The organism is Sphingomonas sp. T1, from assembly GCF_902506585.1.
GTDB lineage: Bacteria > Pseudomonadota > Alphaproteobacteria > Sphingomonadales > Sphingomonadaceae > Sphingomonas > Sphingomonas aerolata.
Map to the genome: position 1 here is coordinate 17,702 of NZ_LR733909.1, position 13,183 is coordinate 30,884.

Consider the following 13,183-nt stretch of genomic DNA (forward strand, 5'->3'; position numbering starts at 1 on the left):
TCGGCAACGACGTATAAGCGCGCACTCACAATCTGCTGCGCATCTCCTGATTGACTTGGTGCCGCTTTCTACTCGTTCCGGCTTTACCCATATGCCAGGTGCGCTAAGATGCTGCTGACCGATACGCGGAAAGGTGAGAACGATGCGGAAGGTTCGCGATTACGACGCCGAGCTGAAAGCGCTGGGTGACAAGGCCCGCGCTTTGAAAGCGAAGCGAGTCGAACAGCTAGGCCAGCTCGTCGCCGCGACCGGAGCTGATGCCCTCGATGCGGAAACCCTCGCCGGTGTTCTGCTCGATGCGATTGGATCGAAGGATGCAAGCGCGAAGGAGGCATGGCGCGCGAAGGGCGTGGCTTTCTTTCAACGGCGCGGGCGCAAAGGTGCTGGCGCTGCTGCAATCGACGGATCGGGCGCTGCGACTGAACCGGGCGGCAACGCTGCGGGCGGAAGCGGCGGAACGGCGAACGGATAGCAGGGGCTGGGTCGTGCAGCGTCGCGAACGAACGCGCCACCTGATTGAGCTGGGCGGGCTGGTCCAGAAAGCCGGCTTGGTTGAGCTGACGGACGACGATCGCGCCACCCTTTACGGCGCGCTGCTCGATCTTGCCGGGCGTGGTCGCGGCGACGAAGCCGGCAACATGCTGGCGCTGTGGAAAAGACGCGGAAAACGCGCGTTCGATGCGGAAGCTGAAGGGAGCGAAGCGCAATGAGCGATTTCGATATGGAGGCAATCCGTAGGCAAGTCCGCGCGATGGATTTCGTACGCGGCACGCCGGCGGAAATCGCCATGTGGCACGAGGACATGGCGGACTCGCGCGCTAACCTGGTCATCGAGGACATGATCCCGACGCCCAACGACGATGCGTTCTTCGCGATGATGCTGGACGAGGGCGTGCCCCCTCCCCTCGTCTCGCAAATCCTGCTCCGGCTGCTCGATCATCCCGACGCCGATCGGTCTCTATCGATCACGCCTATTCAACGGACGACATGATGCCCAAAACCGTCGATCGGAATGAACAGATTGCGTCCTTCGACACAGGCCCTTTGCTGCGGACGGTGGATGATCTGGACGTGATGCGCGATCACCTTAAAGGCGATAATTTCAATGCACCGGAGATGCGGCACGACCTGCTGCGCCTGCACGGGTTAGCCATGCGCTTCGTCAATGATGCGCAAACCGATCCGGTCATGGCCGAAGAAATGTTCGACCTGGCGGCAGACCTTGAATGTCGCATCCAAGACCTGTCCGACGCGCTGGCGAGGATGCTTGCTCCGATCCGCACGCTGCAAGCATTGGAGCCGAGCGATCAGGAGAGACCGGGTTTTTGATGTGCTCGCCTTTGCAGAACGCTATCGTATTCTGATCTTGAGATATTCCGAGCGTAACGACGCCCCGGTCATTACGCTCCCGCTGGGGAAGTAGCATGGGCCTTGCGCGCGCCACCCGTAATCTCGCCCGCACCGCCCGTGCCAACCCGATGTGGGCCTTGTTCGGCATCTTGCTCGCCCCTTTCCGGTTCGCCCGGCACATCATCGGCGTGGTCCTGTTCGCCATGGTGCTGTTCGTGGCGCTATTCCTCCTGCTGATGCTGGCGATCTGGTATTTCGGCCTCGATAAGAACGGCGCTGTCGCTCAGCTTGGCGTATTCGGGATCAGCGGTGCCGTGGTCCTGGTCATGGTCTGGATGTTCGTCCTGCCCCTGCTTCGCCGGTTCGATTATGGTGATAGCGCCGACACGCATGGTTCGGCCCGCTTTGCCACAGCCGGGGAAGCCCAGGCGCTTAACGACGATCACGGCCTGCTGATCGGTCGTGACGTGAAGACCGGCAAGCCGATGCGCTACGCAGGTCCCGCCCATCTGCTGACGATCGCACCCACCCGCACCGGCAAGGGTGTCGGCACGATCATCCCCAACCTGCTGGAATATCCGTTCGCGGTCGTCTGCATCGACCCCAAAGGCGAGAACGCCCGCATCGCTGCGCGCCAGCGCGGCAAGTTCGGCGCGGTCCATATCCTTGATCCGTTCAGCGTCACCGGCCTGTCCTCGGCCGCGTTCAATCCGCTCGATCGCATCGACCCGCACGGCCTCGATCTCGCCGACGATTGCATGACGCTCGCCGACGCGCTGGTCCACGACGCACCCGGCGAAGCCGGCGACGCGCATTGGAACGAGGAAGCCAAGGCGCTGATCGCCGGCATCCTGCTCCACATCGTCACCACCGAACCACCCGCGACCCGCACCTTGGAAACGCTGCGCGACCGGCTCACACTCGCCCCGGCAGCATTGACGGCGCAGCTCGCTGCCATGCAAGCGCAAGGTGGCCTGGTCGCGCGCGCTGCCAACCGCCAGCTCGGTAAATCCGATCGCGAAGCGGCCGGCGTGCTGTCGGCCGCGCAGCGCCATACCCACTTCCTCGACTCCCCGCGCATGGCGACGGTGCTGGGCGGCTCGGATTTCACCTTCGCCGGGTTGAAGGATGCACCCGCGACGGTGTTCCTCGTGCTGCCGCCCGATCGGCTAGCCAGCTATGCCCGCTGGCTACGGTTGATGGTGGCGCAAGCCCTGACCGAGCTGGCGCGCGCGCCGAGTCGCCCGCCCTGGCCGGTGCTGTTCCTGCTCGACGAGTTCGCGGCGCTCGGCCGCCTTGAACCGGTCGAACGTGCGATGGGGCTGATGGCGGGTTACGGCGTCCAGCTCTGGCCGATCCTGCAGGACGTTCACCAGCTCCGCGCGCTCTACGGGCAGCGCGCCGGCACCTTCCTGTCGAACGCCGGCGTCCTCCAGGTGTTCGGGGTCAACGATCAGGACAGCGCCAAGCTCGTCTCCGATCTGGCCGGGCAGGAAACCGTCGTGTTCGAGACCATGAGCCGCGCGATCGACGCGGAAGAAAGCGGGATCTCCTACGGGCAGCAGCACGTCGGCCGCGCGCTGCTCACCCCAGATGAAGTCCGCACACTCCGCCCCGACCGTCAGCTCCTGTTCCTCGCCGGGCAGCGCCCGATCATCGCCGGCAAGCTGCGTTACTACGACGATCGCGAGTTCGCCGGGCGGTTCGATTCGGCGTGAACGATTGGGGCGGCTAGTTCGGCCGCAAACCACCGGGTCGATTTAAACCTCGCTGGTGGAGTTTGCCGTCATCGGCGCCCATGACACGTCGAAAGCCCCTCTCCTGCCCTCACGGCTTTCCTGAGCGGCCGTAGCGGGTGATTCCGTCGCCACCTGCCCCACTTCTTTTCCGCCTAGCCAGCGGCGCTTGCGCCGCCCTTGTGACGCCGTAGGCGGCACGAAGTGAACTACGCATTGGCCGTTAGGCCAATTCCACTTGTATATTTCTAACTCTGCCGGGATTCATTCTGCCTCTCTGAATCACGTTCTTGGTCCATGATCCCTCGCCCGAGCCGGGCAAGAATCGCGGCAAGGCCGGGATCGTCAATGAGCTGGGCTGGCTGCTCATCAAGGGGGAGCGCGGCGATCATCGCCCTGCCCTCCTCGGCCGCCACCCGTCGCCGATCGCTGTCATCCTCTGGCGGTGGTGCGGTCATGCCGCGCTCAACCTGCGGCGGGAGCATCAAACGATAGGCATTCGAGGTCTGCTTGACCTGGGGGCCGCGCAGCCCCGCGTTGCCGGTCGGCACATAGCGGCGCAACCAATCGAGGAAGCCATGCGCCTTGAGCCGCTTTAGCGCGTCCACCACGGCCGCGATCGAGCGGCCGATGCGAAGCGCCAGCGTCGCTATCGCCGGATCGAGCCGGCCTGTCTTGTAGTCGATCAGGCGTAGCAGCTCGCGCAATACCTCAAGCCCGACATGGCCGATCGCCCCGTTCTCGCGGTTGTTGCGCTCGCGCCGGTGGGCAAGCCGTTTCACCCGATCATACTTCTCGGCCGCCTGCATGAACCGGGCGACATTCTTGGGATTGAACGGCTGCCAGAACCGCCCTTCCCGGCCCTCCTCGGTGCGGCTGTAGCGATGGACCCGCTGGCCGGTCTGACGGCCCGGTCGTCGCCCTCTCGTCGCCCCTCCCAGGGCCTCGAATACAGTTTGCATGGGAACCTCCCGTCGATCGGTCGGCCCGGCTGCTGGCGGCAATCCCACATGGACATAGCTCTCCCGTTCTCGAAAACAGCGTTTTCGAGTTGACTTCACGTCCGATCTGCGGGAGGCTGTTCCTGCGACAGAACACGGGCTTCCCGCCCATCAGACTTTCCGAGAGCCCGGCCGCCAAGCCGGGCTTTCGTCGTTTTGGCCCTAGCGGTGCCACCCGCTATGATCGCCACGACGAATCGGCGAACGAGTTCGCCGACACCAAAGCCTGTCAGATTCCTATAGCGTTGGGAAGTGTGCTCTATAAGGCTGGTGCAATAGGTCTATTGTCCACGTGTTCACACATTCACACGTGAGCCTGTTCACTTCTCGATTGGCTGATTGTATTTTTGGAGAATGTCGAGGACGGCCTCGGTCAACATCGCCTCGATCGTGCTGTCCTCCTTGACAGCAAGGATCGCGAACGCTCGGGCAACCGCCGGATCAAACCGGCCAGCGATCGATTTCTTGCCGATGCGGTTGCGCTGACGGCGCGGCGCTTCGATCGGCAGCATCGGTTCGTCGGCCTGCGCTGCCGTCCCGGCCGGCTTTCTGGCGTTTGTCGATCGTGCCACCCCCAAGCTCCTAATTTCTGTGTTCACACATTCACATATTCACGCGTGGACAGCTACCGCTCGCCAAACGGATGCTTGCCATGCTGCCGCATAAGAAGGTCGATGGCTTCGCCAAGGAGCGCCTGCAACGTCGTCCCCTGCTCGGCCGCCAGCATATTGAGGCCGCGACTGACCTCAGGGCTGAAATAGGCGCTCACCGCCTTCTTGCCCTGCCGGGTCTGGGCGCGGGTGGCGACCGTCGCCGTCGCCTGGTCTGGGCTGTCGCCGATCGCGCCAGCCTTCTCCGCCCGCTGCTGCTTCATTGCGCCGAACTTGCTCATGCCGCGCCCCGCTCGTTGTTCACTCGTGAACGTGTGGACACGTTCACCTGTTTACTTGTCCACTCCCATAGCGCGGCAACTTCCTCCGCCGCTTTGCCTTCGGGTTCCAGCTCGATCGCGGTTTTCCCCTGCGCCGTGCTGTGATGATAGATCGCCCGCTGGGTGAGCATGACGGGCGCAACGTCCACGCCCATGCCGGCGACGCCATCGCTACCCTCGATCAGCTCGCGGGCATCCCGGTAGGTTGTCGGCGCGCGCTGGGGGCCGCCCATGAACAACACGAACGCGGGTTTGCCGCTCGCCTGCACCAGCTCGGCCGTCATCTCGACGGCTTTGAGGTCGAAGGCTTGCGGACGACACGGAATCAGCACCAGGTCAGCGACCTTGCAGGCTTCCCGCGCCATGATGTCGGCATGGGGCGGGGTGTCGATCACCACCAGGTCGGCCCCCAGTTCGGCGGCCTGCTGAAGCTTGCGGGGCAAGAGGGGAGGGGAGGCACAATCGACCACCTCTAGGTCCGACGATCCGCGCCACTCGCTCCAGTGGCTCGCGGTCGCCTGCGGGTCGGTGTCGAGGATCAACGCGGTAAGCCCCGCACCCGCACCGGCTGCGGCTAGGTGGATCGCCAGAGTCGTCTTGCCCGCGCCGCCTTTCTGGCTGATGACGGTAATGACCTTCATGTGAACCCCTGAACACGTGAACGTGTGGACTTGTGAACACGTTCACGTGTGGACGAATCATGCGCCCACGTCAAGGCGGCGATCCGCTGCGCGGATCCTCGCCCCGCCAGCCGATCGGAACCCGGCAGGGCCAAGACCGCTTGCGGGCTTGGGGAGCGAAGCGACTGAGAGCGGCGGTGCCGCGCAGCGGCAGGCGCCAGACCCTATTTGCTGTTCGCGGATTTCGGCGCTCGCCGCGTCGCCACAACAGCCTCGTCGATAAGGGGCTTCCAGACTAGCGGCGGCAGGTCGTCGAACTTGGAACACACCGCCTCGATGGCCTAGTCGAGCATTTCAGGCCGGGAGAAGGTGAAACCCTGCTTGCCCGTCCGCCTTGCGCGGCAGCACGGATACAGACACCTGCACATCGCGATTAAGCCGATCGAGGATCGTCATCAACCGGTCGATGGTGAAGCCCTTGAGCTTGGACTGACGGATGCGCGAAAAATCGGCTGCGGCGACGCCGGTGATCTTCTCGGCCGCACGCACCGTCAGATTGTCGGTCGCCAGCGTCTTGCTGATCTCGGCCGCCAGGATCGCGCGGAGCTGGCGCTGTTCGGGTTCTTTCATACCAAGGTCGGCATAGACGTTGCCGGTGCCTCGGATCATCTCGAAGTCGTCATCGTCGGTCATTGCAGCGCCTCCTTCAAACGCTTGATGCGCTCGCGCACCAGGTCGATTTCCTGCTTCGGGGTGGCGATCCCGCTCTTAGACTTCTTCTGGAAGGCGTGAACCACCCAAATGTCGTCGTCGAGCTGGAGGGCGTAGATCACCCGGAAGGCGTCTCCCCGTTCCTTGATCGCCAGTTCCCATATACCCGAACCCAAACCGGTCATGGGCTTAGCGATGTCTGGCGTGTCACCCTCGGCAATTGCCGTGAGGGCGTCGGTCGCCTGGTCCTGCGCGTCCTCGGGAAAGCGGCCGAACTCTTTAAGCGCGCCCTTGATCCAAGAGATGTTACGCAGGGCTTTCCGATGCATTGGCGCGAATGTAGCTATTTCTCACAACATGGTCAAGGGGGGATGCATCGCTCTCTGACAATGGTTTCATGTGAACCTATGAACACGTGAACGTGTGAACACGCTCACGCGCAAGCAACAACGACCTCGCCTGAACGCGCTTTCGCGCCCGGCCGGGCCGCAATGCCCGGCCCCAAGAGCTGGGTGGGTGGGACAAACAACGCGGCCGCCCCGCTCGGGGCGGCCTCCGCTACGCCGGCAGGCTTAACGAGCTGCGCCCGCCCGGAATGTGCCGGTAGAGCGTCGATGGCTGCACCCCGAGCTGCGCTGCCACCTCCTCGACGGTGATGGTCGGGTCTGCCAGCATGGCCTTGGCGCGCTTGATCTCGGCCGGTCCCATCGCCGGCTTGCGCCCGCCGCGTCGCCCCAAGGCCCGCGCCTGGGCAAGCCCGGCATGGGTGCGCTCCAGGGTCAGCTCGCGCTCAAACTCCGCCACGGCCGCAAAGACGTGGAACACGAGCCGCCCGCCGGGGCTGGTGGTGTCGATCGCCTGGGTGAGAACCTTTAGGCCGATCTCGCGCTTGGCGAGATCTTCGGCCGTGTCCACGAGCTGCCGGACGGAGCGCGCGAGCCGGTCGAGCTTCCACACCGCCAGCGTGTCGCCGGCGCGGAGATAGTCGAGCGCCGCCTTCAACTCCGGTCGATCGCGCTGCGCGCCCGACGCCTTCTCGGTGAACACCTTCTCGCACCCGGCTTCGCGGAGCGCATTAAGCTGTAGGGCAGGGGACTGATCCCTGGTGGACACGCGCGCATAGCCGACGAGCAAGGGGCTTCTCCGAAAACTCGACACGACCTAGCCGGATTTCGGAGAAGGAAACAAGGGACAGTTTTAGGAAGCTAAAAGAGCTGTTTCAACGCCCTCGGCCGCGATCGGCGCGGCTCTCGCGCGAACGACCGTTCGCGGGAGAGGTCCGAAAGCTCCCCGCAGGGAAAACCGCGTTAGAACTTGATCGATAACCCCGTAGTCAGCGCGTGCTCCATCAGGTCACGAGCATCACCGTTGAAGCGGTATTGGTTCATATAACCGACTTCCGCGTGCATCCTTTCTACGATGGGGAAGGACAGCGTTGCCGAATTACGCATCCGCTCGTAGCCTGCAACCTGGCCGAAATCAGCGGTGTTGAGATTGAAGTAGCTCTCGTGCGCGAATCTGAGATCGAGCGCCTCGCTGAGCGGCAGCGCATAGGTTACCTCGGGTCGGACGCGATGGCCAACATCCTGGCCATTGCTTTGAAAGCGCTGCTCGAAGCGGACGCGTCCCGCCAGCTTGCCCCCTCCCAGCATCGTGATAGGAAAGCTGACCTGCTGTCGCGGACGCCATTCGGTGTTGCTGACTTGGCCGTTCCTGACGGAGACGACGCGGTTAACGCCGCCGGTCAGTGTCACACCCTTGGAGAGCTCGATGCCCACTGCGGCGGAATACTGGCTTTCATAGAGCCCGCCGAGATCGTCGCTGAGGCGCTGGTTGGTCTCGAGTACCAGTTCAATGCCCTCAAACAACTTGGTTGAGACGTCAAGCTTGGTCCACAACTGCTCGTCCTGAGCTTGAGCGAGTGCTGGTGCGATGGCAAAGCATAGTGCAAGTACGGCGATGATCGGCGACCACATGTCCCTCATATTTTCCCAACTGCCTATTCAGGACTATAATGGCCCCCGCGCGCCTGTTGCGGCTAGCCCTTCGAATAGCTGCGACTCTATCTGGGCAGATCGTCGACCCTCCCCACACATCTTACACAAGGCTATGCCCATCGTGCTGACGCAGGTCGTTGTGAAGCGTTGTCGCTGCGATCGCAGCATGGCCCATCGCGACGCTTATCTGATCGAGCGCCATGACGATGTCGCCTGCGGCGTAGATTCCTGAGACGCTGGACCGCTGCTTGGGATCGACCACAATGCAGCTATCGTCGCTCAGCGTCAGGCCGAGGGCCTTGGCGAGCGCGTTGTTGCTGTCCGAGCCAAGAGCGGGATAGATTGTGTCGAACCGGTAGAGGCCGCCGTCGCGTAGCCGAACCATCGCCGCGTCAGCGAACTCAAGCGCGTCGATTGGACTCTCCTGTACTTCGATGCCGGCACTCGACAGGCTGGTGCGATCCGTTTCGGAGAGTTCGACTGCCTCATAAGTCAGGAGGGTTACGTTGTCCGAGAAGGTTCGCAGGAACAGCGCTTCCGATACGCCGTGATGGTCGGCGCCGATCACGCCGATCGCCTGTCCAGTTACCTCGTAGCCATCACATACGGGGCAGTAGCGCAGCAATCCTCGGTCGAGGGCGTCGCGATGCGTTGCTGCATCCATCGCCGGACGTCGGTTTTCCACGCCTGTCGCTAGAAGGACAGCGCGAGCGGTAAAAGCGATGCCCGCGCCGCGTGCCTCGAAGGCGTCTATCCCGCCTTCCAGCTCTTCGATGAGGCCCGTGACGATCGTCGTGCCGAAACGCTCGGCCTGCTCGCGCATCCGGCCTAGCAGATCCTCGCCGTTGATCCCGTCCGGAAACCCGGCATGATTGTGCGAGCGCGGAATCCACTTTGCACGGCTGTGGCCTGCATCGACCACGATCACGCGGCGATGGTAGCGGGAGAGGTAAATGGCTGCGGTCAGGCCGGCAGGGCCACCGCCTACGATCAAAACGTCGCACTGCTCGGACATCGTGCTCCTTCCACCGGATCGCGATAAGCAGGCACCCCCATCGTGGTGCGCCCGCGCTCGATCCTCCATCAAGGTGCGGACTTTCCTCACACCGTCAGATAAAGCTCCGGGGCCTTCGCGCCGAAACTGAGCACCTTGAATGGCGCCACCTTCCGCCCGCCCATTCCAGGGGAGCCAGCAGGCATTCCCGGAAGCGCGATGCCTCGGATGCTCGGCTTTTCCTTAAGCATCTTCTGCACTGCCGCTATCGGCACGTGGCCTTCGATCGCATGTTTCCCGATGATGGTCGTATGGCACCCCGCCAGCTCCGCTGGCACGCCAAAACGCGACTTCACCGCTTCGAGATCGCTCACCGGAACGACCCGCACTTCTATGCCCGCTGAGCGCAACGCAGCGGCATGGCCGTCACAACATTCGCAACCTGGGTTCTTGTACATGACGGCGGTAGCCGCCGACGGCGGACCTGCCGTTGCCGGAGCAACAAAGATAACTGCTGAAAGCATAACTCCGGCTATTTTCATCAACATGGTCTTTCCTCCTAACGAAATATCAATCCAGTGACGCACCGTAGTCGCTCGGCACGCGATTGCGGCCATGCCGATTGCAGAACCCGAAGCGCGGAGCGGGATAGCAACGTGGCGACGAGAGTTCCGAAGAGGAACATCGTACCTGCGACGGGCGTAACGCCGCTAATCAGCACGGTACGGCCTCGATCCGAACCCATATCCCGAGCGCCGCGATGATCGCGCCCTTGGCGACCAGTACTAAGATACAGAACGTATGCCCCCAAAGAGTCTCACTTTTATGGATAGAGATCAAAGCAGTTCGTCCGTACAGCTCATTTATGAACATAAGAAGGTCCGCCAAGGCTGAGCGCGCGAGGCTCCGTTTTCATGATCTGCTCCTTCGGCCCGATCCGTCGCGAACGGTGGTCCGGCCGTTCGAACCTGGCTATCCGCCTGGCTTCGATAACGGCACGACGCGCACGCAGGAGACGGTCGATTTCATCCTCGCGCTCGACGAGCCCGAGCTGACCCGCCAGCTGGAAGGCGTGACCGCATCGCTCGACGAGAACCACCGGGATGTCGATGCGTTTCTGCGGCGGCGCTTTGACGAGATGGCTGACCGTTTCGACGGAGCCAATCGATGCAACGACGCACAACGCCGACTGATCGGGGCGTATTTCAGCCAAGAGTATGCGTATGAGGGAGCGGCGCTGTTCAATCCCAGCGCGGTACTCCATCCCGACCAAGTCGATGTGGAGAAAGGCGAAATCCGCTTTGTCTTATCGCTGCGTGGGATCGGCGAAGGCCATCTGTCCTCCGTGACCTTCCGCACCGGCCGGTGGAAGCCGGGCGGCTCGCCGGCCATCGACGATCCGGGGTCCGTATCGGTGCCGCCAATCATTGATCAGGCCGATACAGCCAACGCTTCTGTCCGGCTGCATTGCGGCGGCAGTCGGACCATTTCGGAGACGGTGCTATTCCCGGTGCTGCCGAGCCAGCGCCAAGGCATCGAGGATCTGCGCCTCGTCCGCTTCGACGAGGGCGATGGCGTCTTCGCCTATCACGGCACCTATACGGCGTTCAGCGGCTCGGCCGTGCGGTCGGAACTGCTGACCACCACCGATTTCAGCACCTTCGAGATGCGGGCGCTGACCGGCGACGCCGCGGGAGGCAAGGGGATGGCGCTATTTCCGCGCCGAATCGACGACCGTTTCGCGATGCTCGGCCGTCAGGATAACAAGAACATCTGGTTGCTGACGTCGGAGGACATCCTGGCGTGGAATGGTGGCTCCAAGCTGATCGAGCCGCGCTATCCATGGGAGTTCGTCCAGATGGGCAATTGTGGGTCGCCGATCGAGCTGGATGAGGGATGGCTGGTGCTGACGCATGGCGTCGGCACGGTCCGAAACTACTGCATGGGCGCGTGCCTGCTGGACAAGGACGATCCATCCAAGCTGCTCGCGCGCACGCCGCGTCCGGTCCTTGCTCCCAGTCCTAAGCAGCGCGATGGCTACGTTCCCAATGTCGTCTACAGCTGCGGTGCACTTGCGGTCGGCCGCGACCTGCTTCTCCCCTACGCTGTCGCCGACAGCTTCACCGCTTTCGCAACCGCGTCGATAGACGACCTGCTTGCCGTGATGGAATGAGCCTGAGACAGTCGATGGCGCGTTTGGATCGACTGGCGAGGCGACTCCGCGATCTCTGAGGTCGATATACCAGTGCTCCCGGCCACGTTCTCGTCAGAATACGGTGTCGCCCGCTTTCGGAGATAGTCACGATATGAATGCTGCCGCGCCCCGAGCTACGCTCCGCCGTTTTGCCGGTTACCTTGGTGTTGCCGTAGCCGCCACCTTGCCCGCTCTCGTACTTCGCTTCGCCGGCTGGCGGCCCAATCCCCTGCTTGACGCCGCGCTCTTCGGCGTTGCGATCCTCGCAGCGGGCTTCATGTTGTCCTGGGGTGCGGAGGCCGCAGAGAAACGGGTGAGCCAGGGGCTCATCGTGGCGGCAATCGCGCTCGTCACCGTGCTGCCGGAGTATGCGGTCGACTTCTACTACGCCTATGCTGCGGGACAGGACCCGTCGTCCAACTATGTTCACTACGCTGCCGCGAACATGACGGGCGCCAACCGCCTGCTGGTCGGACTGGCGTGGCCGCTGATGGTGCTCGTCCACTGGTTTCGCACCCGCCAGCGCCGCATTGATCTTGCACCTGTCAACGCGGCCGAAGTCGTGTTCCTGCTGATCGGCACCGCCTGGTCGTTCACGATCCTGCTGCGCGATGCGATCGGGTGGATCGACAGTGTCGTGCTGGTCGCGATTTTCGCCGCCTATGTCTGGCGCGTCAGCTATCTCCCCAAGGCGGAAGAAGACGAGGACGACGAACCTGGTCCCGCAGCCGCGCTCGGCCAGCTGTCGTCGGCGCGTCAGTGGGCCGCAATGGCGGCGCTAACGGTCGTTGCGGCGGCCGTCATCCTCGCTTCGGCCGAACCGTTCGCGGAGGCGATGGTCGAATCAGGACGGTTGGTCGGTATCGACGAGTTCCTGCTGATCCAATGGCTCGCGCCGCTCGCCAGCGAGGCGCCGGCAGTGACCATCGCAGTGCTGTTCGTGCTCTCGGGGCGGGCCGCCAACGGCCTTGCGACGATGATCTCGGACAAGATAAACCAATGGACCCTGCTGGTCGGCATGCTGCCGTTAGCAATGAGCCTTGGGGCGGGCGAGCTCACCGCTCTGCCGCTCGATGCGCGGCAGCACGAGGAGTTCTTTCTCACCGCCGCGCAATCGCTGTTCGGCATTGCCCTGCTGTTGCGGTTGAGACTGGGTGTTTGGGGTGCTCTGGCGCTTGCCGGCCTGTTCGCCCTTCAGGTCGGCTTGACGCTGAATTTTCTCGGAGACGATGCGCGAACGATCGCCAGCCTGACGTGGCTTTCCTGGGGCTATCTGGCGCTTTCCGCGATCGTCGTGGCCACGAACGCGAAGTCGCTTGGGCATCTGTTTGCGGTCGGTCTCTTCGCCAGCCACCCCGAAGCCCATCCGCCGCGCGCTGCTCCTGCCGCAGGCGAGCAATCATGAGCGATCGAGCGCCTATCCGGGTGAATGACCGAGGCCGATACCGGCTGCGTCCCGGCCCCAGGCGGCGACGTGCAATGCTCGAGAGCCGAACCATATATATTCGGTCCGGCAGCCCAGCTGCCGACCAAGAACGAATGGAACGCACCATGCCGAACATCCGCAAGCCTATCATCATCGTCCCGCTGGCCGGGGCGGTTCTGCTGGGCGGCTGCGCCACCTATGCGCCGCGGCCCTCCGCCTATTC

At 63.3% G+C, this 13,183-nt stretch carries 17 protein-coding genes; 7 read left to right on the plus strand and 10 right to left on the minus strand.

Translation table 11 applies throughout. The annotated features are described in order from the left end of the window. The first annotated feature begins 142 nt into the window (after window positions 1-142). From GV027_RS20215 to GV027_RS20235, 5 genes are all read left to right on the plus strand, one after another. Window positions 143-472, plus strand: a complete 330-nt coding sequence (locus GV027_RS20215; protein ID WP_159513436.1) for a conjugal transfer protein TraD — start codon at window positions 143-145, stop codon at window positions 470-472. Between the two features lie 13 nt (window positions 473-485). Continuing rightward, a complete protein-coding gene (locus tag GV027_RS20220) occupies window positions 486-710 on the plus strand; it encodes a conjugal transfer protein TraD (protein ID WP_133192513.1) in 225 nt (74 codons plus the stop codon). Continuing rightward, complete coding sequence (locus GV027_RS20225) at window positions 707-991, plus strand: hypothetical protein (RefSeq protein WP_159513437.1); 285 nt, start codon at window positions 707-709, stop codon at window positions 989-991. Before GV027_RS20220 ends, GV027_RS20225 begins: the two co-directional genes overlap by 4 nt. Next, entirely contained in the window at window positions 991-1,329 is a 339-nt protein-coding gene (locus tag GV027_RS20230) for a transposase (RefSeq protein ID WP_236559430.1), read from the plus strand. Before GV027_RS20225 ends, GV027_RS20230 begins: the two co-directional genes overlap by 1 nt. Window positions 1,330-1,424: 95 nt before the next feature. After that, on the plus strand, window positions 1,425-3,068 hold the full coding sequence (locus GV027_RS20235) for a type IV secretory system conjugative DNA transfer family protein (RefSeq protein WP_159513439.1): 1,644 nt from the start codon (window positions 1,425-1,427) through the stop codon (window positions 3,066-3,068). Window positions 3,069-3,334: 266 nt separating this feature from the next. Here the strand turns inward: GV027_RS20235 and GV027_RS20240 are convergent, their stop codons facing one another. The 10 genes from GV027_RS20240 to GV027_RS20285 form a co-directional block, all read right to left on the minus strand. After that, entirely contained in the window at window positions 3,335-4,048 is a 714-nt protein-coding gene (locus GV027_RS20240; RefSeq protein WP_236559431.1) for a replication protein A, read from the minus strand. A 359-nt stretch (window positions 4,049-4,407) separates the two neighbouring features. After that, window positions 4,408-4,599, minus strand: a complete 192-nt coding sequence (locus GV027_RS20245) for a ribbon-helix-helix domain-containing protein (RefSeq protein WP_010189081.1) — start codon at window positions 4,597-4,599, stop codon at window positions 4,408-4,410. Between the two features lie 113 nt (window positions 4,600-4,712). Continuing rightward, window positions 4,713-4,979: a ribbon-helix-helix domain-containing protein gene (locus tag GV027_RS20250; RefSeq protein ID WP_066704224.1), complete on the minus strand. Its 267-nt coding sequence runs from the start codon at window positions 4,977-4,979 to the stop codon at window positions 4,713-4,715. Further along, window positions 4,976-5,659: a ParA family partition ATPase gene (parA, locus tag GV027_RS20255; RefSeq protein ID WP_066704229.1), complete on the minus strand. Its 684-nt coding sequence runs from the start codon at window positions 5,657-5,659 to the stop codon at window positions 4,976-4,978. The genes GV027_RS20250 and parA overlap by 4 nt, the downstream gene beginning before the upstream one ends. A gap of 333 nt (window positions 5,660-5,992) precedes the next feature. Further along, window positions 5,993-6,331: a helix-turn-helix domain-containing protein gene (locus GV027_RS20260; RefSeq protein WP_066704232.1), complete on the minus strand. Its 339-nt coding sequence runs from the start codon at window positions 6,329-6,331 to the stop codon at window positions 5,993-5,995. Continuing rightward, a complete protein-coding gene (locus tag GV027_RS20265) occupies window positions 6,328-6,678 on the minus strand; it encodes a type II toxin-antitoxin system RelE/ParE family toxin (RefSeq protein WP_066704234.1) in 351 nt (116 codons plus the stop codon). Before GV027_RS20265 ends, GV027_RS20260 begins: the two co-directional genes overlap by 4 nt. A 229-nt stretch (window positions 6,679-6,907) precedes the next feature. Continuing rightward, on the minus strand, window positions 6,908-7,483 hold the full coding sequence (locus GV027_RS20270) for a recombinase family protein (RefSeq protein ID WP_126849560.1): 576 nt from the start codon (window positions 7,481-7,483) through the stop codon (window positions 6,908-6,910). 173 nt (window positions 7,484-7,656) lie between these two features. Further along, complete coding sequence (locus tag GV027_RS20275) at window positions 7,657-8,325, minus strand: DUF2490 domain-containing protein (RefSeq protein ID WP_159513440.1); 669 nt, start codon at window positions 8,323-8,325, stop codon at window positions 7,657-7,659. 121 nt (window positions 8,326-8,446) lie between these two features. After that, window positions 8,447-9,361 carry an NAD(P)/FAD-dependent oxidoreductase gene (locus GV027_RS20280; RefSeq protein ID WP_159513441.1) on the minus strand — a complete coding sequence of 305 codons (915 nt, stop codon included), beginning with the start codon at window positions 9,359-9,361 and terminating at the stop codon, window positions 8,447-8,449. Between the two features lie 86 nt (window positions 9,362-9,447). Beyond that, complete coding sequence (locus GV027_RS20285) at window positions 9,448-9,888, minus strand: DUF411 domain-containing protein (RefSeq protein WP_159513442.1); 441 nt, start codon at window positions 9,886-9,888, stop codon at window positions 9,448-9,450. Window positions 9,889-10,205: 317 nt separating this feature from the next. Between GV027_RS20285 and GV027_RS20290 the strand changes: the two genes are divergently transcribed. Further along, window positions 10,206-11,513, plus strand: a complete 1,308-nt coding sequence (locus tag GV027_RS20290; RefSeq protein ID WP_159513443.1) for a glycoside hydrolase family 130 protein — start codon at window positions 10,206-10,208, stop codon at window positions 11,511-11,513. Window positions 11,514-11,646: 133 nt separating this feature from the next. Next, window positions 11,647-12,939 (plus strand): sodium/calcium exchanger protein, encoded by a 1,293-nt coding sequence (locus GV027_RS20295; RefSeq protein WP_159513444.1) that lies wholly within the window; start codon window positions 11,647-11,649, stop codon window positions 12,937-12,939. Window positions 12,940-13,183 lie beyond the last annotated feature (244 nt).

Coding starts and splice junctions, on each gene's coding strand:
- GV027_RS20285 (WP_159513442.1), bottom strand. CDS start 9,888: ATGTTGATGAAAATAGCCGGAGTTATGCTTTCAGCAGTTATCTTTGTT.
- GV027_RS20265 (WP_066704234.1), bottom strand. CDS start 6,678: ATGCATCGGAAAGCCCTGCGTAACATCTCTTGGATCAAGGGCGCGCTT.
- GV027_RS20280 (WP_159513441.1), bottom strand. CDS start 9,361: ATGTCCGAGCAGTGCGACGTTTTGATCGTAGGCGGTGGCCCTGCCGGC.
- GV027_RS20260 (WP_066704232.1), bottom strand. CDS start 6,331: ATGACCGACGATGACGACTTCGAGATGATCCGAGGCACCGGCAACGTC.
- GV027_RS20290 (WP_159513443.1), top strand. CDS start 10,206: ATGAACATAAGAAGGTCCGCCAAGGCTGAGCGCGCGAGGCTCCGTTTT.
- GV027_RS20295 (WP_159513444.1), top strand. CDS start 11,647: ATGAATGCTGCCGCGCCCCGAGCTACGCTCCGCCGTTTTGCCGGTTAC.
- parA (WP_066704229.1), bottom strand. CDS start 5,659: ATGAAGGTCATTACCGTCATCAGCCAGAAAGGCGGCGCGGGCAAGACG.
- GV027_RS20245 (WP_010189081.1), bottom strand. CDS start 4,599: ATGCTGCCGATCGAAGCGCCGCGCCGTCAGCGCAACCGCATCGGCAAG.
- GV027_RS20230 (WP_236559430.1), top strand. CDS start 991: ATGCCCAAAACCGTCGATCGGAATGAACAGATTGCGTCCTTCGACACA.
- GV027_RS20240 (WP_236559431.1), bottom strand. CDS start 4,048: ATGCAAACTGTATTCGAGGCCCTGGGAGGGGCGACGAGAGGGCGACGA.
- GV027_RS20250 (WP_066704224.1), bottom strand. CDS start 4,979: ATGAGCAAGTTCGGCGCAATGAAGCAGCAGCGGGCGGAGAAGGCTGGC.
- GV027_RS20215 (WP_159513436.1), top strand. CDS start 143: ATGCGGAAGGTTCGCGATTACGACGCCGAGCTGAAAGCGCTGGGTGAC.
- GV027_RS20235 (WP_159513439.1), top strand. CDS start 1,425: ATGGGCCTTGCGCGCGCCACCCGTAATCTCGCCCGCACCGCCCGTGCC.
- GV027_RS20225 (WP_159513437.1), top strand. CDS start 707: ATGAGCGATTTCGATATGGAGGCAATCCGTAGGCAAGTCCGCGCGATG.
- GV027_RS20275 (WP_159513440.1), bottom strand. CDS start 8,325: ATGTGGTCGCCGATCATCGCCGTACTTGCACTATGCTTTGCCATCGCA.